Annotated in this window: 19 protein-coding genes; all 19 read right to left on the bottom strand. The window is 31.0% G+C overall.

The window, feature by feature from the left end:
• Window positions 1–151 precede the first annotated feature (151 nt).
• Window positions 152–2,389 (bottom strand): hypothetical protein, encoded by a 2,238-nt coding sequence (locus FC55_RS06715; RefSeq protein ID WP_003699041.1) that lies wholly within the window; start codon window positions 2,387–2,389, stop codon window positions 152–154.
• A gap of 40 nt (window positions 2,390–2,429) precedes the next feature.
• Window positions 2,430–2,759: a hypothetical protein gene (locus FC55_RS06710; protein ID WP_035149221.1), complete on the bottom strand. Its 330-nt coding sequence runs from the start codon at window positions 2,757–2,759 to the stop codon at window positions 2,430–2,432.
• A 252-nt stretch (window positions 2,760–3,011) separates the two neighbouring features.
• Complete coding sequence (locus FC55_RS06705) at window positions 3,012–3,362, bottom strand: hypothetical protein (RefSeq protein ID WP_003699039.1); 351 nt, start codon at window positions 3,360–3,362, stop codon at window positions 3,012–3,014.
• On the bottom strand, window positions 3,355–5,265 hold the full coding sequence (locus tag FC55_RS06700) for an AAA family ATPase (RefSeq protein WP_003699038.1): 1,911 nt from the start codon (window positions 5,263–5,265) through the stop codon (window positions 3,355–3,357). Before FC55_RS06700 ends, FC55_RS06705 begins: the two co-directional genes overlap by 8 nt.
• A 24-nt stretch (window positions 5,266–5,289) precedes the next feature.
• Window positions 5,290–5,943, bottom strand: coding sequence for a hypothetical protein (locus tag FC55_RS06695; RefSeq protein WP_003699037.1), 654 nt, complete (start codon window positions 5,941–5,943; stop codon window positions 5,290–5,292).
• 9 nt (window positions 5,944–5,952) lie between these two features.
• Entirely contained in the window at window positions 5,953–8,127 is a 2,175-nt protein-coding gene (locus tag FC55_RS06690; protein WP_003699035.1) for a type IA DNA topoisomerase, read from the bottom strand.
• 79 nt (window positions 8,128–8,206) lie between these two features.
• Window positions 8,207–8,353 carry a hypothetical protein gene (locus FC55_RS09910; protein ID WP_154645753.1) on the bottom strand — a complete coding sequence of 49 codons (147 nt, stop codon included), beginning with the start codon at window positions 8,351–8,353 and terminating at the stop codon, window positions 8,207–8,209.
• 73 nt (window positions 8,354–8,426) lie between these two features.
• Window positions 8,427–15,710, bottom strand: a complete 7,284-nt coding sequence (locus FC55_RS06685; protein ID WP_003699034.1) for a toprim domain-containing protein — start codon at window positions 15,708–15,710, stop codon at window positions 8,427–8,429.
• On the bottom strand, window positions 15,710–16,009 hold the full coding sequence (locus FC55_RS10115; RefSeq protein WP_003699033.1) for a hypothetical protein: 300 nt from the start codon (window positions 16,007–16,009) through the stop codon (window positions 15,710–15,712). The genes FC55_RS06685 and FC55_RS10115 overlap by 1 nt, the downstream gene beginning before the upstream one ends.
• Window positions 16,010–16,158: 149 nt before the next feature.
• Entirely contained in the window at window positions 16,159–16,554 is a 396-nt protein-coding gene (locus FC55_RS06675) for a hypothetical protein (protein WP_035149217.1), read from the bottom strand.
• 658 nt (window positions 16,555–17,212) lie between these two features.
• Window positions 17,213–17,533 (bottom strand): hypothetical protein, encoded by a 321-nt coding sequence (locus FC55_RS06670; RefSeq protein WP_003699029.1) that lies wholly within the window; start codon window positions 17,531–17,533, stop codon window positions 17,213–17,215.
• 121 nt (window positions 17,534–17,654) lie between these two features.
• Window positions 17,655–17,783: a hypothetical protein gene (locus FC55_RS10220; protein WP_258412936.1), complete on the bottom strand. Its 129-nt coding sequence runs from the start codon at window positions 17,781–17,783 to the stop codon at window positions 17,655–17,657.
• A gap of 181 nt (window positions 17,784–17,964) precedes the next feature.
• Window positions 17,965–20,361 (bottom strand): relaxase MobL, encoded by a 2,397-nt coding sequence (gene mobL / locus FC55_RS06665; RefSeq protein ID WP_003699027.1) that lies wholly within the window; start codon window positions 20,359–20,361, stop codon window positions 17,965–17,967.
• Window positions 20,362–20,399: 38 nt separating this feature from the next.
• Window positions 20,400–20,942 carry a hypothetical protein gene (locus tag FC55_RS06660; protein WP_050754568.1) on the bottom strand — a complete coding sequence of 181 codons (543 nt, stop codon included), beginning with the start codon at window positions 20,940–20,942 and terminating at the stop codon, window positions 20,400–20,402.
• A gap of 32 nt (window positions 20,943–20,974) precedes the next feature.
• Complete coding sequence (locus FC55_RS06655) at window positions 20,975–21,436, bottom strand: hypothetical protein (protein WP_003699024.1); 462 nt, start codon at window positions 21,434–21,436, stop codon at window positions 20,975–20,977.
• Between the two features lie 22 nt (window positions 21,437–21,458).
• Window positions 21,459–22,187: a hypothetical protein gene (locus tag FC55_RS06650; RefSeq protein ID WP_003699023.1), complete on the bottom strand. Its 729-nt coding sequence runs from the start codon at window positions 22,185–22,187 to the stop codon at window positions 21,459–21,461.
• The gene (locus FC55_RS06645; RefSeq protein WP_035149214.1) at window positions 22,174–22,518 is read right to left on the bottom strand and encodes a hypothetical protein; all 345 of its coding nucleotides are present in this window, start codon (window positions 22,516–22,518) and stop codon (window positions 22,174–22,176) included. Before FC55_RS06645 ends, FC55_RS06650 begins: the two co-directional genes overlap by 14 nt.
• 1 nt (window position 22,519) lies before the next feature.
• Complete coding sequence (locus FC55_RS06640) at window positions 22,520–22,849, bottom strand: hypothetical protein (RefSeq protein ID WP_003699020.1); 330 nt, start codon at window positions 22,847–22,849, stop codon at window positions 22,520–22,522.
• Window positions 22,850–24,154: 1,305 nt separating this feature from the next.
• Window positions 24,155–24,334 (bottom strand): hypothetical protein, encoded by a 180-nt coding sequence (locus FC55_RS06635; RefSeq protein ID WP_133174175.1) that lies wholly within the window; start codon window positions 24,332–24,334, stop codon window positions 24,155–24,157.
• Window positions 24,335–24,783: the final 449 nt, after the last annotated feature.

Raw genomic sequence — 24,783 nt, 5'->3', positions numbered from 1 at the left:
TGAAACAACGATATGATTGAAATAGAAATTAGATTATAAATTATCAATATTAAAGATTTAAGCACAACCCAAATTATTTCAAATATCAAATTTATCCCTTCTTTCTCTTTGTGAATAAAGGGGATCAGCAAAAATTACTGATCCCCTTCTCTTATTTACTACTGGTAGTATTAGCACTGCTGGTAGCTTGATTAGTATTATCAAAATTGGAATTAGAAGAACTATTAGCCTTTGTAGAATCAAGTTTCTTGCTATTTGCTTTAGCTTGAGAACTTGCTTTTTCTTTTTCTTTAATTGCCTTGTCTCTTTGGCTTAAAAGGACTTTATTCTGGGATTCTTGAGATTCTAGGCGATCACTAATTCTCTGAATAGCAGCATTTTGTTGTGCTAAATGTTGATTATATGAATAAACACCAAAAGACCCTGCTGAAACACCTATACCTAAAAATACACCTAAAGCTACTTTGCCTAAACTAGACCCAGATGTTGAAGATTGTTGTTTACCCACACTTTTTTCTTCAACAGGTTCTTTAGTTTCAAGAACTTTTTGTTGCGTAGCTTGAGCTTGAAATTCTTTTAACATATTAGCGGTATGATTTACTGTTTCTTGTTTTTGATCAATTAACCTTTCAGCAGCAGCCTGTTTTTCAGCTTGTAAACGTTGATTATCTTGTTTAAGTTTTTGTACTTCATTTTTCATTTGTTCAGAATGTTCTTTAGCTTTAGCTACCAAATCAATATTTAAAGCTTCTTTTCTAGCTAAATTATGTTCTGTTCTTGCAACCTGATGTTCTTGCAAGTAACTCTTTTCTAAATCGCCTAAACGACTTTGACAACTTTCAAATAATTGTTGCCCAACCTTTTCAGCTGTTTCAGTTTTTTCTTGATTTAGAAAATCTAATCTAGCACTTTTTTCTTTGGCAATCATAGCTAATCCTTCGTCTGCAATTTTTTGTAAACCTGCAGTCAATGCAAAATATTTCTCCTGATATTCATCATGAGCAATTTTATAATACTCACTTTCAATCTCTTTAGTTCTAATTTGCTTAGCTTCTTCATAGTCAGCCTTAGCTATACGAACTTTCTGCTCATACTCTTCTTTTAGTTCTTCCAAGTTGCTCTCATGTTCCTGTTTTAAGTTAGCTAAACGTGATTTTAAATCTTTGGCTTGGCGTTTCTTTACCTCAACTAAAACTTCTTGCTTTAAATTATCTCTATGATCACTTTTAGCAATCTTATGTCCTAATGCTTCTTTTTCTGTATTTTCAAAAGCTTCAATTGCTTGTGATACAGACTTTTTCGCCCAACGCAAATTAATTTTTTCTTGTTGTTCTAAAAAGTCATTCCATTGTTTCTTTTGTTCATTTAGTTTCCAGGCTGGATATTCCGTTTCATAAGGCTCATAACTAGACTTTTCAAAAGTAACAATTTCAAAGCGTGGAAAAGTAAAGGATAGTTCTGTAGTAGAAACTGGTATATCGTTTAATTTAACATCAACATTACCTTCGAAACTATTAACATTATCCAAATTAGTCAAGTGTTTATTTTGACTATTTGATTCCCAACTACTAGCTAAATCATCTAGCAAACTACCTGTTTCTTCATCATTTACTGTTGAATTTGAAACTTGTTGTGTAGTAGTCTGAACTTTTTTCTCTGGCAAAACTGGTGGTTCTTGCATTTCTAGAGAATCATTCAGCATAACATTTTGGCCATGATCTTCTTCTACTATTGGTTGCGAGTCAGATTGATTAATGTCTGAGTTTGGCTCTTCAGTTTGATTTCTTACTCCATTTAAGTAGTGATTTTCGTCAGGATATTTAATTTTTAACTTAGTATTATTTACTTTAGCTGCTGTAACATCTTCTAAACTTGGTAAGATTGGTATATCAGTACTATCTATCTCCAGTTCATCTTCATAAAATGGAAAAATATTTTCTTGAAAATATTCAATCTTTGATTCATATGTTTGTTCATATGGTTCTTGATCAAAAACTGGTTCATTAAAAACTGTCGCAACTAAAGGTTTCAATAAATTACGATAGTCTTTGTTAATAACTAATTTATTAACAAAAGCTTGATTTTCAATACTTGCTGGGGTCTCTTCATCTTGATAAACAAGTTGTACTTTGTCTATTACAATATAATCATCTTCATTGCTTAAAAGATCATCACGAATTAATGCAAATAATTCCTCAGCGTTCTGAATAGTAATATATGGAAAATCTTTAATAACACTTTTGTTACTTCGACTTGCATGTTCTTGGTCTATTCTTTCAACCAAATTTTTTAATGCGTCCGTCTTTAAATTAAAATCTTCATTCCAATCTATTCTTAAAAAGAGCCTATCTTCAATTTTAGTTCTTATCTTTTTCCTGAAAAACCTCATACTCCCAGTCCTTCCCCAATTCAATAATTCTTACTATTTTTTATGACCAGCCTTGTTGTGCTAAGAAACTTTGTAACCAAAGTACAGCTGCAGTTGCTCCGAAAACAACACACAAAGCAAGACCTACATCAATCCATTTCTTTTTAGAACCAGTCTTTAATTCTTGGCCACCAAAAGAATAGGCAATACCAGTTACAACTAATACCAATACAAAAACGGCAGTTGCAACTAATTTAAATTTACCTGTTAAGCCATCAAACAAACCTTTGGCAGAACCAAATGGATCTCCTGCAGCAAAAAACATTGGTAATGTACCTAGTTTTAACTTAGTTGCTACGGCTGAAGCAGCAAAACCATTTAAAAAGTTCATCTTTTTTCCTCCTCTTATAAAAAATATAGTTTCTTCTTCAAGAAACATATCTAGCATATAGGATTTAAAAAAAAATACTAAATTTATGACACGAAAAAAGCACTCAACAAGTTTTAACTCGTTAAGTGCTAAAATAATTTAGTTCTCAAATGAATGACTAAATACATCTTATACTTGAGTGATATTGAGTACAGTTTCATAATACTTTCTCTAAAAATAAATTTCTATTTTATGACAATAACAACTGCTTAACTAATTTTCTAAAGAAACAACTCTAAAAATCATAATCTTCTCTTCAATTCTATCCAACTTAAATTCGAACCAACTTATTAATCCTGCACCTGCCAGGATAAAAATTAAGTCTATTAAGAGCATATAATTAGTATCAATACCAAAATGACTATCTTCAACAAGAGTAAATAAAATCATTGATATGATCACTATGTTATAGATCTCTGTTATGGATTTTTTTTGTTTCTTTATTTTTCTATATGCCTTATTCAGTTGCTTTTTGTGTACAAATAATTCAGATGGTGTAAGTGAATTTAGATAAAAGCGATAATTACGGTACCTAATTGGTTCTTGTTTATTAGTTCTAATCATTTAGATCCACCAACTTCTTCGTTACTTCAAAATCTAAAGTTCTACGATCAAGCAATTCACTTTTTTCAGTTGGAGCTTTACCTTTAACCACTACTTTAAATATGTACTCAACATTTTTTCTCTTAGGCAAAGTCAAAAGTTTCCTTGATATAGGAGCTAGTACTTTACGATTAATTAGTCTCATTAGTGGTCTTGCACCATTATTAACATCAGTACCGTTAAAAGCTAAATAGTCCAATAATTCTTCATTATAAACTAATTTAGCTTTTTGTTTTTGCATACGTTGATCTAAAATTTCTAAGTCTTTAATTGCTATTTCTCTAATAACTTCCTCACCTAGCATTTTAAAAACAACTTTATGATCAATACGGTTAATAAATTCGGGTCTAAATTCTGTCTGTAATTCAATATCCATACTCTCAATAAATTGATTATATTCACGTAAAGATAAGTTTTCTATATCACCTTTCAATTCCTCATTTAATTTAATTTTATCTGCACCGATATTAGTTGTCATAATAACAATTGTGTTTTTGAAGGATATCAGTCTACCAGTTCCGTCAGTTAAACGTCCATCATCTAAAATTTGCAAAAGTAAATCATGAACCTCTCGGTCAGCTTTTTCTAATTCGTCAAATAAAACAATTGAGTATGGACGGTGCTTAACTGCTTCTGTTAAAACACCTTTTGTTTTTCTAGTTCCTATTAATTTTAAAGAAGAACCTGGCTGTGAAAATTCAGACATATCTAATCTAATCATAGCATTTTCATCATCAAATACGACTTCCGCTAGTGATTTGGCCAACTCTGTTTTACCTACCCCTGTTGTTCCTAAGAAAAGAAAAGTACCTAGTGGTTTAGTCTCATCTTGTAGTCCAGCTCTAGAAATCGTTACAGCGTCAGATACTTCTTTAACTGCAAATTCTTGACCCTTAACTCGTTTTGATAAGCGACTCTCAATATTTTTTAACCGATCCTCTTCAGCTCTTAGAATCGTAGTTACTGGAATACCTGTTCTACGCTTCAAAACTTCAGCAATCTCAACTTCACTTACATTTGTACTATTTTGAGAACTAGCAATAGTACTTGCTTCATCTAACAAATCCAAAGCTTTATCAGGTAAAAATCTGTCAGGAATATATCGAACTGATAGATTAATAGCTGCTTTTAACGCTGACTCTTTAATTTTTACTTGGTGGAAATTTTCAAAACTAGGTGTTACCCCTTGTAAAATGACTAAAGCTTGTTCTTTAGTTGGTTCGTCAATTTGAATATTTTGGAAACGACGTTGTAAAGCTCGGTCATTTTCGATCGTTTCATGATATTCATCAATTGTTGTGGCACCTATCATTTGAATTTCACCACGAGCTAAAGCTGGTTTTAATACGTTTCCTGCATCTAAGGCTTGGCCGTTAGCACCAGCTCCCATTAAAGTATGAATTTCATCAATAAATAGTAAGTTTTCACCCTTAGTTGCAACCAATTCTTCGATAATTGCTTTAAACTTGGCCAAAAAACTTCCTTCTACGGTATCACTCATTAAACTAGATAATTCTAAAGACCTAACCGTTAAATCTTGTAAAGATTCAGGAACTTGATTTCTAATAATTCTTAGTGCAACACCTTCAACAATAGCTGTTTTACCTACCCCAGCTTCACCAATAAGTAATGGCGAATTTTTAGTTTTTCGCATTAGAGAAATAATAATGTCTTCAATTTCTTTTTCTCGGCCATAAACTTCATAATCATCTGGCCTACTTTGAGCCTTAATTGATAAATTAGTTGTATATTGATCCAAATATGGTGTAGGAAAACTTGTTTCGTTGTTTTCTGTATCATCTTCAACTACGATATTTTCCAAATCATCAATTTCATCAAAATTATCAATATCGTCAAAAAACATTTATCTTTCACCCCGTTTTTACCTTTAATCTTCAGGACTTTCTTCAATACCACTTCCTAAACTTCCAGCTAAACTACCAAGCATTGCTTTGTTAGCTGGATTCAATGTTTTCGATTTATTTTTCTTAGAAAGCTCTGGCAATTTAATCATTGTTTTATTTTTTTCATTCTTGTTTGTATCATTTTTATCTTCTTTAGCTGATGATTCAGATTCTCCTGTTGCAGTTTCAACTGTTGGTTGATCAAATTGAGTAAATTCACTCTCTGAAACATCTTCTAAATTGCTATCTACTCGTATATCCTTAGAAATAGGAATTACATTATCATCTACGCCATATAGGTCTTTAAGTTCCTCATCTGTCAACTTCATTGGTAGCTGTGGTTTAGGTGTACTTACCTGAATTGTTTGACTAGGTACTTGTTCTATAGTTTCAGTAGTAGCTTTTGCTGCTTCTGGTTCATTATCTACATATCTATCTTTATTCTTTTGCCAATTTAAAGGGTAGGCTTCAATATCTAAGCCTATCGTAGAACCAATACTTAACTCTTCAATAACTCCTTTCTCAACAGGAAAAATAAATTCTATTCCGTTAACGTCCAAAGTTAATAAAAGTAGACTATGTTTCCAATTTTCTTTTTTTGCTAATTCAACGTGTTTAACAATTCCATATACTTCCATGCAAATCCCTCACTTCTTTGAAAAATCAAATATGACTTTATTTCTATCAGCTGTTAAATCAAGTTTTAAAGCTGCTGCGAAACTTCCACCGTCTTTTTTCTTAAAACCGTTTATTTTCTTTGTTTTACCTTTTTCAATTAATTCTTTAGCATTATTATTTGTTAGTTTCTTACCTGCAATAATTTGAGAAAATCCAAACTTACAGCCTTCCTTGTACCGATCACAACCATAAAAACTTCGTCTTGGCTCTTTTTTGTTTTCTCGATACACAATTTTCCCTTTTTTACATAAAGGACAAGTTCCAATGACTTTATTATTGTTATTACTATTTTCTTTAATCTGCGTCACTAAATTTTGATTATCTTTAAGTTTAGTAGGAACGTCCCCAACTAGCTCTTGGATAAATTGCTTTACATTAGCTAAAAATTGTCTTTGTTCAAATTCACCATGACCTATTAGTTTTAATTTTTTCTCCCACTCAGCAGTCATTGAAGCAGAAACTAAAGTTTGAGAACTAGCAGCTGCTTGGCACAAAATACTGCCTTTAGGAGTAACGTGTAATTTATTTTTACTGATTACCAAATATTCTTTCTTCTTCAGTTCATCAATAATATTAGCTCTTGTTGCTTCTGTCCCAATACCTTCAACATCTTTTAAAATTGATTGTGCTTCTTTATCATCTAAAGTTTTTCCCGCCGTTTTCATAGCCGTAATTAAAGTTCCTTCTGTAAACGGCTTAGGAGAACTGGTTTTCTTTTTTACAGAAACTAAGTTAGCTTTAACAACTTGTCCTTCAATTACTTCAGGTAAATGTTTCTCATTTTCAGTGACTTTAATCATCTCATGCCACCCTTTACTAATAGGTATCTGACCACTTGCTTTAAATGTTAAATTTCCTACTTTAGTTATAATTATGGTCTCATCATATAAATACGGCTCCATAAACATTGCTAAAGTTGTTGCAACTACTAATGTATAAATCTGCAGTTCTAATTTATTAAAACTCTGAATTTGTTCGGCAGTTGGAATATTACGTGTAGGAATAATCGCATAGTGTTCTTGAACTTTCTTGTTGTTTACATATCTCTTGTCTGGCTCCATCTGCGTAAACAATGAAACATTTTTATTAAATAAAATAGCGTAATTATCTATGTTCTCTTTTAGATATGCAAATTCAGCCTCCGTAATATAATTACAATCACTTCGAGGATAGGATAGCAATTTCTTTTCATATAAACTTTGAACAGCCTTCAATGTCTCACTGGCAGTCGCTTTATAACGTCTATTAACTTCACTTTGTAGACTAGACAATGAAAATAAGCGTGGACTAGCACTATTCTTTCGTTTCTTTTCGACACTTTGAATATAACCGCCTTGTAATCCTTTTTGAGCGTTATTAGATTCTATGAATGTAATTAGACTCGATTCATTTTCAAATTGCTTAGAGGGTGTTAATTTTGAAACAAATTTTTCTGAATCTGTTAAAATTTCACTTTCAAGTTCAAAATATGGAACTGATTTAAAATTTTTTATTGCTAAATCTCTTTCATAAACTAAATTTAAAGTTGGTGTTTGAACTCTTCCAACTGAAAAAGTTGATCTAATTCCTTGTTGACCTAAAGCACAAGTAAATAAACGAGTTAAATTCATACCTACAAGCCAATCACTCAGTTGCCTAGTTTGTGCTTCAACAAAAAAATTATAGTAATCTTCATCATCTTTTAAATTTCTAAATCCCTCAAGTACCACACTTTTTTCTAAAGAATTGATCCACAATCTTTTAATATTTTTTTGTTGATTAGTGATGTGAACTTGATTTAAAATCGACCAAGCAATATTTTCACCTTCTCTATCACTGTCAGTAGCTATTACAATTGTATTTGCCTTATTCAAAAGTTCTCTAACAATATTGAATTGTTTGTGTTTTCCTTCGGCTACTTCAAAATGAAATGCTGTAGGGAAAATGGGTAATTGCTTTAAGTTCCAACTTTTAGCATAATCTGGATTATAGTATTCAGGTTTAGCTAAAGTTACTAAATGGCCAAAGCAATAAGTTACAAAAGTTTCATCATTAAAAATAGGATCTTCTACTTTAAAATAACCATCATATTTTTCGTAAGAATTAAACGATTCAATATAATTCTTAGCTTGACTAGGCTTTTCCGCCAAAATCACAGTCGTCATATACGTTCACGTCCCCTCTTAATTTTGAAATTTTTTCTGGATCAAATATTTTATATTTGTATTTCTTTAATATTGCCCATTAAAAAAGCCCCCTTCTAAATTTTTTTATCAATTTTGAAGTGGCTTTCTTACTAACCAAATTACGCTTAGTATCTGCGTAAATAGGATTCTTGTACGGCGTGTTCCACTTGTTATAGCGTTTCTTTTTACGAAAGACAATTTTCATAGAGATACCTCCTCAAAAACTTATAGTATAAGTCTATCTCTATTTGCTGAAATTGCCTTTTTTGTGACACTATTTAAATGTTCACTGCTCTAACAGGTTCTACATTTTGTACAAGATTAATATTCTGTTGTTGTTTAATTGCGCTTAGACTACGATCAAAAATTTTAGAGAATTTATTAGTTTCTTTTTGAATTTGTTTTAAAGATTTATCAAAATCTGTAGCTCTCAAATCGTCTAAACGAGTAGCCCAATTACCAATAACACCTGGAGTTACATTATCATGTTCAATACCCAATCTTTCTTTTAACATATATTCTGTCATTGAACTTTTTAGATTATCAACTTTCTTTCGCTTAGCTACATGCTTCATTCTTCTACTTTCAATTCTAGGATCGTCACTATGACCTACTCTGGAGGTGCTGTCAAAGGCAGCTTCAGATAAAAGTTTAATCTGGGCTTTAATTTTTTGTTCAGGACTAAGACTAGAGTTTAGATATATTTTCTGTGTTTTTTGATCATATTTGCCTGATTCGCCTTTTTTCAAAATTCCTTCATTATCATAAAGTACTGGAACTTTAATAGATTTGGAAATCTCACCTAAACTTTGCTGCATTGCAACAATATGTTTAGGATTACTTAAATCTACCTTGTAATTATTCAAAACTTTATCATATCTATCCTTCTTCAAACTTGTTTGTTCAATTCCATAAACTGCATAATCGCTATAAGTAACTTGACCTTTTTCATTTCTAATGAAATTTACATATTCTTTCATTCCTTCTTTATACATTTCGCCAGTTGCTAGTTTCTCTAATTCCAAACTAGAAGCTTGTTCTTTAGGTCGACAAATTAAAGCACCATTACTATTTCTCATTAACTTACCTTTATCATCTAAGCGTGGTACTACAACTCGTGTATTAGGTCTAAAGCACTTAACCTTGCTCTTTTCTTTTTGGAGAACCGTTAATTTACGGTTTTTAATTAGGGTTTTACCGTTTCTGGAAACAAAATGCCCTTCAACATCTGCTTCAGTTATACCCTTTTCAATTCCTAATTCTTGCCACTGCTTATAAGTTAAAGCCATTTTAGTTCCAGGTAATTTTTCCTGAATTAAAGCTGCATTCTTATAGTTTGTTCCTGGATTTAAGCTCATATAATCAAGGTAATTCTTAAAACCTTCAGGATCTGTAGCATATTTTCGAATGATTTTTTGAGCTTTATCATTTAATTGAATCATATTCTCTTTAGAATTTCGAATGTTTTTCCAGTTAGGATCAGCTATAACAGGATTGTAGTTTCCATGCCTACGTTTAGTATTTTGCGGTTCTTGTTGTCCTGCTTTAGATTGTACATTTCTAGTTACTTTAGAATTATCTTGAGTTACCTCTTGTTTAGAATTTTCTTGACGAATGCTATCATTTTGAGGAATTTCTTGTTGTTTTGGTTCTTCTTTAACTATTTTTTCTTGAGTATCAGTATTATTTACAGCTTTAGTTTTTTCTTGCGGCTCTTGTTCCTGCAACATTTCTTTAGATTGAGACTCGAATTGACTATTACCAATAATTTGGGCTTGTCTTTTTTCTAAGGCAATTTGTTCAGGAGCAAACTCTACATTATCCAACTCTTGCTCTAATGGTTTTCCTGATTGTTTTAATGCTTTTAGATAATCATTCCAGTCCATTTTTTCTTGTCCCTTAGCTTTAGGCGGAACATCTAATTTAATCGGAATATTAGGATACTTTTCAGATAATTTCTTATATAACTCTAATCCTGCTTTATCATTGTCTACGGCTAAAGTAATTGTTGCTCCTGTCTTTAACCATTGTTCATAGGCATTTTCATAGTTATTGGCAAGTTCATTAACCTTTTCCATATATTGTGCTGTCTTTCCATCATACTTAGGTGCCATAACCATTTGAAAAGCCTTGCTAACAGTACTTTCTTTTAATCCATTCATTGAAACTAGCATAGTATCTTTAAGTTGACGACGATTACCTTTTAGTTCAAAATAACTCATCATATCAATGTTAGATTCACATAAAATAACATTCTTTGGTTTTCCAATCGAGATATTAGTACCAACATTTCCGTCACTATTAGTAACAATCTCTTTTCTTCTACCATGATGTGTACCATAAATTTCAGGGTGTTGATCAATTCCTTCAAGATAAGCTCCAACAAATTTTGCATTTTCATCAAAGTTCTTAAACACAATAACTGGTTCGTACAAGTTATGTGCCTTATCAAATCTTGTAGCTTGAGCTAAAATACCTTTTTTAGCAAAATATTCAACTACTTTAGGATTGATTCCTCTTGTTTCACTCAAATATTTAACTGCTTTATCAATATTGTTTTCATCTCTTAAAAGATACGAGAACTCTTTTTTAGGTGCGTCATAAATAACAGGCTTAGCTCCTGTAAATTTATTTTTCAATAAGAACGAAATTGATTGATTAAAGTTTAATGGATTAGGTGTATCTCTTGTCACTGCTTGAACTAATGCAATTGGATCCCCATAATCTCCATGTTCTGGATTAAACCACTTAAACGAATTAGTCTTAGGGAAGATTGTAAGGGAATCATGTTCTACCCATTGGTAAGTATTACCTTGCCTTTTAAGCTTCATACCTAACATTTCGGCCACTTCTAAAATATCTCTGCTTTTAGCTGTCTGAATTGCTGAAGCTCTTTCAAGACTTCTATTTCTTACTTTACGGTTTGTATAATTAATTTGATTTTTACGTGCATATTTGTGATAACCTGGTCTGCGATTTACTGGCTTCCAACCTGGTTGTAGTGGATTACCATTTTCATCTAATTGTGATGTCGTTTCAACTTGTGTTTGACTCTCTTCAGAAGATGGATTTATATCTAAATCTTGTCCTTCATTATCTACATTATTTTCAACTATTTTAGCACTTTCGATACTATTTTCAGTATATTCAGGAAATTCATTTACGTTTAAGTATTTAACCGCTTGTTGATAGTTTAGGTTTTCTCTATTTTGAACTAAACTAATAGGATCTTCTTTATATAAATCTTTAGATCCCCAGGTAAACGAATTATTTTCAGGATTAATTTCGAAAGTTGGCTCATCAGACCAGTGATATACTGTATCGTGAGTTAAATTAATACCTAATGCTTGAGCTACATTTAAAATATTTTGTTCTCTAGCAAAAGCTATTTCTTTTTCTGTTATTCTAACAGCTCCTCTTGGAATAATTGGCTCGTTTACTTTGGTTTCCTGATTAGCAACATTATTTTGTACTTCTTGTTTTGGTTCTTCCTTTTTAATAGATAGTTGATCTAACAGATTCTTGACTGCCTCTTGTTCTTCAGGAGTTTTAGCCACATATTTTTCACTAGGTTTAAACGTACCATCTTCATTTATTTCTAAGGCAACTGCAGATTTCTTAAGCTCTTTAATGAAGAATACATTTGGGTGTTTCTTCCATTGTTTGAGTTTACCTTCTTTTAACATTTGTTTAGCTGCCTTACTTAATTTAATAGAACCTAATTTAGATTCTTGTTTTAAGTTTTCTAATTCTTTGCGGTATTTGTTGATTGTAGCCTTAGAATAAGCAGATTCTCCATTATCAAACTTCTTAATTTCTTTTTCGATACGGTCAATATTATCTACACTCAACTCTAGGCCATTACCTTGTCGATTAAATCCTTGATTAATGAACTCTTGTTGTTTTACTCGTTTCTTTTGCTTCTCAACTTGTTCCATCAAACTTCTAACTTTTTTTCCAAGTTGTTCAGATTGTTCAAAGAATGCCCTATTATCACTAGGCTTTCCATTAACGGAGTTAAAATGATCAAATACTGCTTGTTGTGCTGATTCCAATTCTTGTTCTAATCTAGCTAGTTTATTCTTAGAACGGCTTAAAGCATAAGACTCTTTTGTTTCTCCGTTTTCTTGAGTTTCATTTCTTGAAGTATTTTCTTCTGATGTTGATGGTTCAATTTCATTCTTAGAATGACCATTAATATCTACTTCAGTTACTTTAGGAGTCTCAATTTCTCCGTTAATTGATTCTATCTTGACCTTATCAAAATCAAAATTAGGAATCTCGTTATCATTTAAATATAGAACGGCTTCTCGATAATTAAGGCTTTCTTTTGCCTCAACTAAACTAATTACATTTTTATTGTAGATATTTTTATCTTTCCAAGTGAAAAGTTTTGTTTTGGAATTAATTTCAAAACTTGGTTCGTCTACCCAATGATACGCTGCATTACGACCTCTAACTAATTCAATTCCTAAACTTTGAGCAACCGCTAAAATATCTTGTCCTTCTGCTTTACTAATCATTTCAGTTGTTATTTTTCTTGGAGGAGTTTCGATATTATTTTCATTTGATTCAACTGTTACATTTTCTGCATCGGTATTGATATCTTCATTATTTTTGTCACTCATTTGATCTGACTCAATTGTTGACTTCTCACTATCTTGAGAGATTTCTTGACCTGATTCAGATTGTCTCTGCAATTCTAATAACTCATTAACAATTTCTCGTTCTCTATCCGTCTTGGGAGTATATTTTGAACTTACTTCAAGCATACCTTGTTCATTAATCACAAGAGCTACGTTCCTTAAACCTTTAACAAAATAAATATTAGGACGTTTCTTCCATTGAGATAATTTCCCGCTATCTACTACCTTCTTAGCCTCTGGAGCAATGCTATCGGCTAGTTTAGCAGATTGTTCTAATTTAACTAATTCTTGACGATATTTTTCAATTGTTTTTTTAGAATAATTAGACTCTCCCTTTTCAAAACGTTCAATTTCTTCTTGGATTCTAGGTATATTATCTACACTTAACTCTAAACCATTGCCACTACGGTTCAAACCTTCTGCTTTTCTTTCAGCACTAGCTTCTAACCTAGCAACTCTTTCTCGTTGTTCCTTAATTTCGTTATTTAATTTAGAGATTTTTTCTTCTAATCTGTTAGCTTCGTTAAAGAATGAATCGCTATTGCGTTTGTCATTCATAGGTTGACCATTGGTTTGAGTATAATGGTCATTTAAGGATTGGCTAGTCTCTTCAAATTCTTTTTCCAAACGTTGAAGTTTTTCTCTTGCTTTTCTTAACCTATAGTTTTCAGTTTCAGGAGTTTTATTTTCTTCTTGTGTTTGATTATTATTTGTTTTTTCATTGTTAATATTCGGTTCAATCACATTAGAATAAATAGCTGATACTAAATAATTTGCAGCTAAACTTTCATTATTTCCAGGTAGGGTTAAAATTTGCTCATTACCATTAGAATCAATATAGCTTAATGTCACTCCTACAGGACGTCCAACACTATTTTCAAAATCTCTTGTTCCCTGCTCCTCTACAGTAAACTCTGTTCCTAAAAAGTTTACTTTGTCATCAATATCAGCATTATTAATCTTTCGTAAGATACCTAAGTTTCTTTCAAAATTAAGAAAAGTCCTGTCATCAAAAATCTCTGTTAATTCAATTTTTGTTCCTTTGGCTTGTTCTCTAGCTAATAACTCAAGGTTGTCTTTAGTAATTTCAGAAAATTCTAATTTTGATTCTGAATTATCTGTGATTTCTTGATTACCAGAGTCACCTTTCAAATCTTTCTTCACTGCATTTAATAGTTCTTCACGAGATTCATCAAGTTCTTGATTCAATTTTTCAGATTTATCATTTTTAGGTTCATCTGAAACATTTTGATTAGTTAAATCTAAATCTTGTTGTTCAACATTTTTAATTGTCTTAGTATCTGCTTCAATATTTTGAATTTGTTGTTGTTTCTTGCTTTCAATTAGAGCATTATACTCTTTAATTCTTTCACGATATCCAGGAAACTTATTATCAAAATACTCCGTTATCTTTGCTTTAATATCGTCCGTAAAGAAAGTATATTGTAGTTCATTTTGATAAGCAGACTTGTCAAAAATTAAAGAATTATCTAGTCCAGCTTCGGAAGAATATATTTCAAAAGCCCTAGCAAAAACTTCTGTTGGTACCTTAAAATAATTAGCTAACCGATTAGGGAAAAATTCTTTTCCAACCATTTTTTGATGATTATCAATTTTGTGCTGCACTTGATACAAGATATCACTAAAATCATTTTGTAAAGATGAACTAATTCCAACTTCATGGCTAGTATTATAGTCTAAAAAGTGTCCGTATTCGTGGATAAATGATTGAATGCCTGTACCTGCGGGTTGATATTCCGTTTTTGATTTAGAACTTCTAAAATCAACCGCAATCGTGTTATTGTATGGAACAAATAACCCTAATGCTTTATGGTTACCTAATTTACGTAACCTTAAAATTGGTTTTTCTCTATTGGTTGATTTTGGTAAGAAATTCATCATTTCTTGAAATGTAATTTCCGCTTGTTTAAAACGGTCTAAATCTACACCGTTATCTAATTCCAATGATTCAAATGGAATATTTAGATTAGAATTATTCATAACTTCTAAAGTAGATTTATTGATATTCTTTTTAGTCTGCCAACTTTTAGCGTGCGTTTCCTTGTCGATATCATTTTCATATTCTACTTGTAAGGTTAGGTTGTAAGTATCTTTCAAATACTTATTCAACCAGTCAATAGTACGATTTCGAGCTTGGTGCCGTTCTGCCCATTTTAGGTTTGTCTTACCCCACCTAACACTTGCCATACCATCTGGATCTTGTGCAGCTTCCTGTCTCATTTCTGGTGTTATTTCAAAATCATACATTGTGTCGTGAATAAAGCCTTTAAAATTTCTTTTATCAGCTTGTATCAACCTATCCAAGAAATAAAATACATTTTCTTTAGTAAATCCAGTAGGCTTTTGTTCATCAAACTTGTTAATAACATCTGAAAAAAGCTTGTCATAGCCAATAGCTCGATTTAAATTACCCATCATAAAACTCTTAGGTAAACCCTCAACTTCTATTGTTCTGTTGAAAGCATACATATGCTTAGTTCCAACTTTATTGTCGGAATCTAAAAGGATAGTAAACTCGTTTACTTTTTTTTCACCTTTTCCATTGATATAACTGTATTTTGTTAAATACATATGATCCTTAACGTTATCGGTTTTAAAGAGTCTTGTAGCTTTCAAATAGTCAGCCTGTTCTTGTGTAGGCTCAATTTTATTAACCTCTATTTCTTGAGGTTCTCGTCCCCAATAACTTTCCCTTCGTTCCAACATGCTTCTAACAGCTGTAAGTTCATCTTTTTTAGTCCATTCACCATGACGATAAATAAAGTCTGCCGTTTTTCTAAATAATGTAAATAGTGTATCATTTGTAGTTACATTTAAAGATTTTCCTGGTTGTTTAGAAATCCCATAACGCTTATTTAATTCGTTTTTAGCTAAATCATGAATTTTTTCTACCATTAATCTTGCACCTCCTCTTCAGGTTGTCCAAGATCACAATGAAATTCATAAATGATCTCCGCTAAAATATCTCTTACTCCTTGATTGTAGGAACTATTATCTGCTGCTTGATATTCTTTGTTTAAGCGACTTAACTCAGCAGCAAAACGCTCTGCATTAAATTCTTCTTTAACAAAGTCCCCATTCACTGATTCATCACTACTATCAATAATTGGGTTGCTTATTGCGTCTACTACTTCTGAATCCTCTGTATTTAAAGTAATGAAACTTTTTAATATAGGATTATTATTTTCTGCCATTTAAATCACTCCCATTCATTTTATGTACTGAGTGTAATTTAAATTTTGAAAATCTCTATTTTGATGACAGCAATTAGGGTAAACAAAAACTTCTTACAATTAGTGGTCAAACTAATCATAAGAAGTTTAAATCATATAATTATATGTAATTAGAAAAAGTCAGGACTATCAGCACTACCAGCTGGGGAAGCTAAATCCTCTTCTTCCAAATAATCTTCGTCTAAAAAGAACTCTGGAATAAAATCAGCAACTACGCTGGCTTTTTTTAATTTTTCTTTATACTCGTCTTCAGAAATTTTATGTTCACTTAATTCTTTAGCAAATATTTTTTTATTATGTTCAATATCTTCTAAATGAATTTTTTTAACTCTTTCATACTCTTCAGGTCTACTTTTATAGCCTAATGTAAATTGTAGGCCTTCATTTTTGCCTGTGCCAGCGTAAGTAAAACTTTTTTCATCATCATTCATTTCTGCTACGTCCCATAATGCTTCAAAATCAAAATTATTAATATCTTCACCAGGGAATACTAATTTTTTAACCATAACTCCTGCCTCCATACTCTTTTCTTTATACTATACCATAGATATTACATACTCAAATAAAAAATCCAACCTAAAAATAGGCTGGATCAAAATAGAAAAGACTGTTTCGTAGTTGTAATAACGATAAATAAATGTACACTCATTTTAGAGCATAAGCATATATAACGTCAATAATTAAAAAAATCTAGCCTAATATAGACTAGATTGAATTGATAATGTAAATAGCTTTACAAATATAAAAATAAAAAAGTGTTTTCTCGGTAGTTATATTATAAATACTAACTGTATAAAAAGTCAATGTAAGGCTCAACATACACCTAAAAATAAGCCTTGCTACGTCCTCAAAAGCGTAAGACTGTCTCAAATCATGCAGATACAAGGCAATGTTACAGGTTATTTGTGTGTATTCTAATAAAAGAGAAGGTCGTTTTCACTTCCTTGAAATTATTCTTTCCTGTAACAGTAGTTAAAAAGGATAAATCCTTCAGTAACAAAATTGCCTAAGTAGATTATTTGTTGAGTAATTTTGCTACTTATGGCTTAGCACTTTTTTACGAGTACTAAGTCTATATCGTTTATAAGAGATCCTAATTCATGAATGTATATTCATCAAACGATATTAACAGTTTAGTGACTTATTAAGGTCAAAGCAACTTAATTAATAATCAAAATTTATCTTACTTAAATTTTTACCTACTATATTAATAATTCTTCCAATTGCTTCTAAATTTTCTAAATTGGGGTAATACTCTGTTTCAATTTCACATTCCAAATCATTTTCATATATAATTTTAAATCCATTTCCTTTATATCTAATCCAAATATCGCTAAAATGCTGTTCTGTAAATTCTTTATCTACACCATATTCAAAATAATGATTATCACTTATTTCAAAATATAAGCCTTTAGTGCCATTACCATAATTATCTGGAAACTCTCTTTTTAATTCTGAAACCATAGCCTTAATGTTTTCGTTCATATTATCCCCCTCTCATAGACTATCTTTACACTTTGAACCAGTTTATCTATTTAATTTTTCCTGATTCAACTGATGTTAAATACTAAATTTATTATAGTTAGACTATTTTTACACTTCGATTTTAACTATTCTTCTTACTCTGCATTTCCTTTACTTTTGCTTCCGCCTCTTCTAATGAATTAGCAGCTATAATTATGTTTGTCCAAATATTGTCCATTTTGGTATCTATTAGAAAAAATTTTGTTTCCATTCTCATCTTCCTTTCAATTTATTTTAAAGCCCCAGGATAGCCTCAAATCTACCTGAATATTCAAATCTTTACATCTAGGGCAAGAGAGTGTTTTACAAATTTGAAAAGTGCGTGAAAAAAATCCACGCTTATAGTCTAGCAACCTTCGACAATTACTAGACTCATCAAAAATAGATTCTAGTTAGATACTCCTACCACGCTTTCTTTCTTCTCTTTGACGTTCTTTTTCCGTTCGATCATCATCTCGCCACTTCTTCTTAGCTGCTTCAATTTGTTCTCTACCATTTGCTTTAAGCATTAGATGTGCTGAACTAATCATATGTGGACTAAAGGGTTTATAGCTAAATTGTGATCTTTCTTGTTTGAAAGTCTCACTTTCTTTTTGTTGACTAGACCTTACTTGTCTATGAATTTCAGAATCTTTCAAATTAAAATTATCAAAATCAAAATTATTTGTTTGCCTATCACTTTCTGGATCTAACTTCTGATATAGCACTTTTAATTTCCCAAAATCTTGGCCATTTTCTTTTTTTAAATCAGAAATTTTATTCTCATCTACCTCATTTTTTATCTGTTCATTACGTTGATAAATTTCATACTTAGTTTTTAAAACTTCTTGTTCCTGTGTCAACCTGTTTAAATATTGCTTTTTCGTAGTTTTTGACCCATAAACCAAACTAAAGGTTGTATCACTTTGAGCTTGATTTGCCAGTTTAAGCTCCGTAGACAAAGTGTTTTTTCTCGCTAAATATACAGTTTTATCAACTTTAGTAATTGGAACTTTAACAACATCTAAATGTCTATTAGTTAATTTTTCAAGTTGCCTTTTTTCGGTATTATTCTGCTTATACTTTGGCTTTAATCTAATTTCTAACAATTCCTCTAGTTCTTTGTATTGTTGCATCTTATAATCAATCAACGGTTTATCAGTAGTCAATGGTTGGTAAGCTTTTAAAATATCCATTCGATCATTGATTTCTACTTGTCTTTCTTGCATATTCTTAACTTTAATTGCGTATCTATAAACACCAAATTCTTGTTTTTCAAGGCTAGTTAGCTTACGATCTTTACTTCCATCAACCAATTGTTCTAATTCTTCTGTAGTTAACCATAGGGCCTGATAAAGCTTTATCTTCGGCTTCGAATTTAAGTTTTTCTTTAGTTTAACCTGACTAATATCCCAGTATTTTTCTTCAATATACCTTTTATTAATATCAGGATTATTATTAGGTTTAACAATAGCTATTGGCTGAGCTTTTTCTGGTATTTCATATCCTAACCAGTCCCATTGTCTCTTTGTATAAATTGTACTTACTTCTGGCAACTGATTTTTGGCCATCTTTTGATTGCTTTTAGAGAATCTACTTAAATTAGGCGGCAAAATTTCTGTATCTCCTGGAGGATTAGACTGCAGATAATTTAAAACCTTACTACCTAACCTATCATGTAAATCTTGCATACGTTTTTCAACTAAATCATCCAAATTAAAGCCTTTAGTTTCAGCAATGGTTATCTTTTCGTTATTTAGCCAGTCTTTAGTTCTTTTCTCATACTCACGCCCTTCCTCTTCACTTGTATAAGCTTGTTTGTAATTAGCTAAATAATCTCTGGTTTCTTGTTTAAAAGCGTCATAATCTTCTTTTCCACCATGTTTTAAAAAGTGTTCTACATACTTGTTAAGATATAATTTAGCTACTTTGAAGTCCTTAGCATTAGAACGATAACGTATTTTTTTATTTTGTGGTAAATGGTTATAGGCTTGTTCTAAGAAGAATTTAGCTTTATAGTCATACTTATTATTAACTGAGTTCTCAATATTATCAGTTAAACTTTGCTTAAATACGCCTATTTTTTGTTCTTGACGAAGTAACCTTTTCTTTTCTTGGTCATTCAAAATTTCATGATAAATGGCACTTTTAAAGGCTTTAATTGTTTTTTGTGAAAAAGCCCCTTTATATTCCATCTGATCTCGTGGAGCAAAGTATACTTTGGGCCGATTAGACTCTATCTCTGAAAGTCCTAAATGAACATGTACATGTCTAGTGTTCAAATGGATATTCCCCCACCAAAAAGCAGTATCAGATAGTTCTTCTCGTTGTATTAAAGCAGGCATAGCTTGCCTAATTGTTTCTTTAATTGCTCTTTGATTTACCTTACCTGTTTCAGGATCATACAACCCTTGTTTAGCTAAAAATTCATTATCAAACGAAACTACGCCTTGCCACATCAAAGAATTATTTTTATATGCCTGTTTTAATTTATCCTTAGTTTCTTTAAGCCTTATTTTAGGTGCATTATTCTCTGTAGCAGTAAACATAGTTGTTAATTCATCATCTTTATTTTTAGTTGCATATCCCCGATTCATATAATCAACATAATCTTCAAAATCTAAGTCCATTTCAGGTAATTCTTGATTAATCTCTTGAATCAATTCTTGACTATACTCGTCTGAACGTTGGATTCCTAATTCATTATCTATATCTACGGCATTTTTTCGGTTTGTATAATTAACATGTCCTGGATCTGGTTTTCGATATTGAATCATAAATGTTATAGCTGGAGAAGTTTTTTGTTCCAATCTATCACCTTCTATCTAACTAGCTATTTGCTAACTTATTATCTAGTTAATAAAATATCAGTTATTCTAGATTTTTTACCTACACTAACTTTATGTCCCATTCGAGAACTACCACTTTTACTTAATGGCTTCAAGATATTATTTTTAATCACACATGGATTATGTGCTTTTTCTAACTCCGTACGATTCCACTTATTTCTAAGTGATCCCTCACTATAACCAACTTTTTTTGCAAAATCCTTAAAACCAAAACCAAGTTCCAAATAAGTTTCAATTCGTTCGTTGTTTCGCCTAACATCTTCTTTTTTTACAATATATCCTCTACGTTCACCATCTTCAAAATTATTAGCCATTTCTATCTGCCATTTCTGATAAAGATCTCGCATTTCTTCAATCTTTCTTTGCCATTGGATAGTATACGGTTTACCTGTATATTTACAGATCAGTTTTGACACTGGTTCAACAAATTTTAAAGTGACTCCATCAAATTCACCTAAATCTCCTTCAAAAGGGTCAATCAGCCCTTGATCTGAAATTTTTCTTAATTTCATTAAGTACTCTCTACTTTTTTTCTTGCTCACATAAATTCCCCCTCATTTATTCGATTTTTATTCTAACTCTTTTTATGTGAATCCTTAATTTCTTTGCCTCTAGCAGCGTCTTGTGTAACTAAATCTCCTATTTGTTTTAACAATTGATTTAGCTCTTCATTCTGAGATGTAACTGTAATTGATTCCAAGTCTGATGGCTGCCAACCTTCAACCGTTAATTTATTATATAAAGCTAATAATACATATAAATTAATATTCTCACTGGAACGTATGCTTCTAACTAAGACATCTATGTTTTGTAGTTGAGTGTTTTTAACCTTCTTTAGCTCTGCTATTCTTTCTTGAAGTGGTGTATCTTTAGGAGTAATCAAAAGATCATATAGTATGTCAATCATTCTATTTCCAAATTCTGAAAATGACTTAACATTGTCTTCTTTCTTAAATTTATTATATAATTCATTTAATTTTTGCTCTCTATCTTGTCTAATGTAAAAAAATTTCTTATTTTTGCTATTCTTATCCATGTTAAATTCTCCTCGTATTGTACTAATTTTTCTTCACGTTACCTGTTAAATGATTTACATTGTAATTATGTTCCTGATTGAGTACATAAATATTAAATTGAAATTGATTATCTTCAATACTTTTAGCTTGAACATGCACTCCTGATGGAATAGGATTTACACCGTTATAAATTATAGTTGCTTCATATCCTACACTATCATTTGTTTGGTTGATATAATCGCTAATTTTTTTCTGATACTCGGCTAATTTTTTACTCAGATCTCTAGTCGAAACAAAAGTATTATTTTTAGGAATCTCTTTCCCATCTTTTATTGGTATAACCATCTCTTTAGTCCAAACTTTCTGATTTTTTTCTACTGTCTTATTCCACCCTGCAATTCTCATATTTGTTTCTGTAATACTTGATTGAGGAAGCATATTTTTGTTGAATATTATTTTTCCGCCTCTTGACCTATTCAATAAATCTTTATCCTTTAATTCATACTTTAATTTAGATTGCTGTAAATCTTTCACATTTAAGTCAGATTGGTTTTGATTTACCACTATGATTAATTCATTATTATAGTCTTGTTCACTCAATCTTTTGTTTGTTTCTTTGGACATAACTTTGCCATTGGTATCTATAATTCCTAGTTGAGTTTTAAAATCTCTAATAGTAAACATATCTCTTACTTTCTGCCAAACATTCGGTTGTACTAAAATTATTAAGATAACTATTAGAATCGCGATTATACTTTTATTCTTTTTCATTACCCTGCTCACCCTCAGCCATTACTTCTGAAATAGTATCAAATTCAATCCAACCTTCAACCAAATCCTGTACTATTTTTAGTTCTTCCATAATTCGAAGATTATCAATATTTTCTTCTGTCAAAAATTGAGTAACTTTTGCTTGTTGTTTCTTAATCTCAACAGCTAAATTTGCTAGTTCAGAATCATAAATTGATAATCCATTATTAACGATTGCTGATCTGAAAATTTCGATAATATACTGAGAAAAATTAGCTGCTTTACTTTCCTTAGCTTGTAACTTTAGAGCAGACAATATTTCCTCTGGAATATTCTTTATATTTATTTGCATCTTAATTTCTACCCTCTTCATCTGTATATTCTAAAAATCTGGCATATTTTTCTGATAATTTATCAATTTCGTCTAATAACTTCTCTTTTGATTCCAACACATGTTTTAAGTTTTTGGTTAACTCTTTATTAGTAACAATAATTTCTTTCAAATATGTTGTTAAAATTTCTTCTTCATTTGATTTATAATTTCCTTGAATCACTTTTCGAATCTCATTCAATAAAAATTCATTCCTAGAACTGTAATTCTCCTTCTTTACTATGATATCTAATTGTGCAATTTCTTCTGAGGAAAGTCCTCTAATTTTCAACTCTTTATTACTAATTTTCATTGTTAAAATCACTCTCACTTTTTATAGTTTAAAGTCATTTTAAAAGTTCTAAAAAAAATTGCTAAATTGATGACACTGACAGTCTGAAATTTTATCGTTTACTCGTCAAAAAATATATTAAATATTCATGGTAGTAAACAACAGTATTATGTGGTTGTAAATAGCAGTAAATATATAATAAATAGTGGTAGTAGATGGTAGTGCTACATTTTAAGGTATGGTAGTGTTTGGTAGTGCATGGTTGTACTTGGTTGTATTGAATGGTAGTAAATAACAGTGTAGAGGTAGTAAATGGTAGTAAACAGTGGTAGTAGATGGTAGTGATACAATTTTAACAATGGTAGTGTTTGGTAGTGCGTGGTAGTATTTGGTTGTGTAGCATGGTAGTAAATAGTAGTATCATGGTTGCACTTGGTAGTATTACATGGTAGTAAATGGTAGTATCATGGTTGTATTTGGTAGTATACTGTGGTAGTACTTAGTAGCGTAGCGAGAAAATTTGGGGACAACGGAAACCCTGATACTATCAGGCTACCAACGTAGTTGGTAGAAGTTTCCCTTATGCTCTTTTCGAATAAATTGGCTTAAAAATGGCAATTTATTCGAAAATCGTCAAAAATAGAAATTTTATATTTCGTGATGTTGACAGACGCCTTTCTTTTTTGTCTTACTTTTTTACTTTAGCGAAAGAAAAAAGTAAGCATTTTAGCTTCAAAAACTCATCAGAATATGCAGCTTTTTGAAACTAAAATAGCAGATATTTTTTACCTTAAATCAGATAAAATGATCAACAAATTTTGATTTCAATTTTCATCAAAAATATCCCTGATTGAAGTCCAGAATCTAGCCACAATTTATGCCAAAACTTCTCTCCACATTTGATAAAAATAGCAGAATTTTTGTCCAACTTTTTTGTCATTTTCTCAATAAAATTTTGCTCCCTTTATGTGTATTTTCTGTTCACTTTTTTCTTCAAAAATAAAGCCAAAACTTTGTGCAAACTTCTTCAAAAAATTGCTTCTTTTCGTCTAAATTTTATCATCAAAATCCAATAAAATTTCACTGCAATTTCTGCCAAAATCACAATAAAAAAATCGTATGAAGTAGAGTATTTTTCTTACCTGATTTTCTCTAAATCCATACGACTTTCTCTGTTTACTTTTCATACTAAAAAACGTATAATATAATTATAAATAAAAAGAGATATGCGACTAACATATCTCTCGTTGTACAGCCGTTTAAAAGACGGTGACGAACTCTAGTTTCAAACTTTATATTATTTCAAAACCATCAGGCTCGCCAAAGTTACTGACGGTTTTTTATTTTGTCCTTTAAAGCTTGCCATTCATCGACTAACTTTCCCACTTCATGTAGCAAATGAGCTACTACTTTCACTAACAGAATATTACTCTGTAGAAAGCTAATAAGTGGTACGGCTATCAACACTGACAAGCCCCAAAGAACTATCCCTATGTTTTGCAACAAGGGCGTACGTGAACCTCCTTTCTTCAAGAAGTCTATAAGCACTTTCATAAGCACCACCTCTTTTCAAAAAAGATAGTTCACCACCGTCTTTATGTAACTTCTGTGCTAGTTAATTATAGCATATTTTTCTTCCAAAATTAGTCCTAATTTTCACCGAAAAAATCACTAAATATTCGACCGACTTTTTTATCATTTTCTCCATAAAATTTTACTTCCTTTACGTATATTTTTCTGTTCATTTTTTTCAAAATAAGGCTGAAATTTTGCACAACTTCCGTCCAAAATTTTGCCAAAAATCCCAATAAAAAATCGTATGAAATTTTGTCCTTCAAGGCTTGCCGTCTGTAACTAGCTTTCCCACTTCATGTAACAAATGAGCTACTACTTTTACTAATAGATATTACTCTGCGGAAAGCTAACAAAATAAAATTTTATTTACTTTTTAGTAT

The organism is Ligilactobacillus salivarius DSM 20555 = ATCC 11741 (assembly GCF_001435955.1).
GTDB lineage: Bacteria > Bacillota > Bacilli > Lactobacillales > Lactobacillaceae > Ligilactobacillus > Ligilactobacillus salivarius.
The sequence above is the reverse complement of the archived record's forward strand: the minus strand, read 5'-3'. Positions and strand labels throughout refer to the sequence as shown.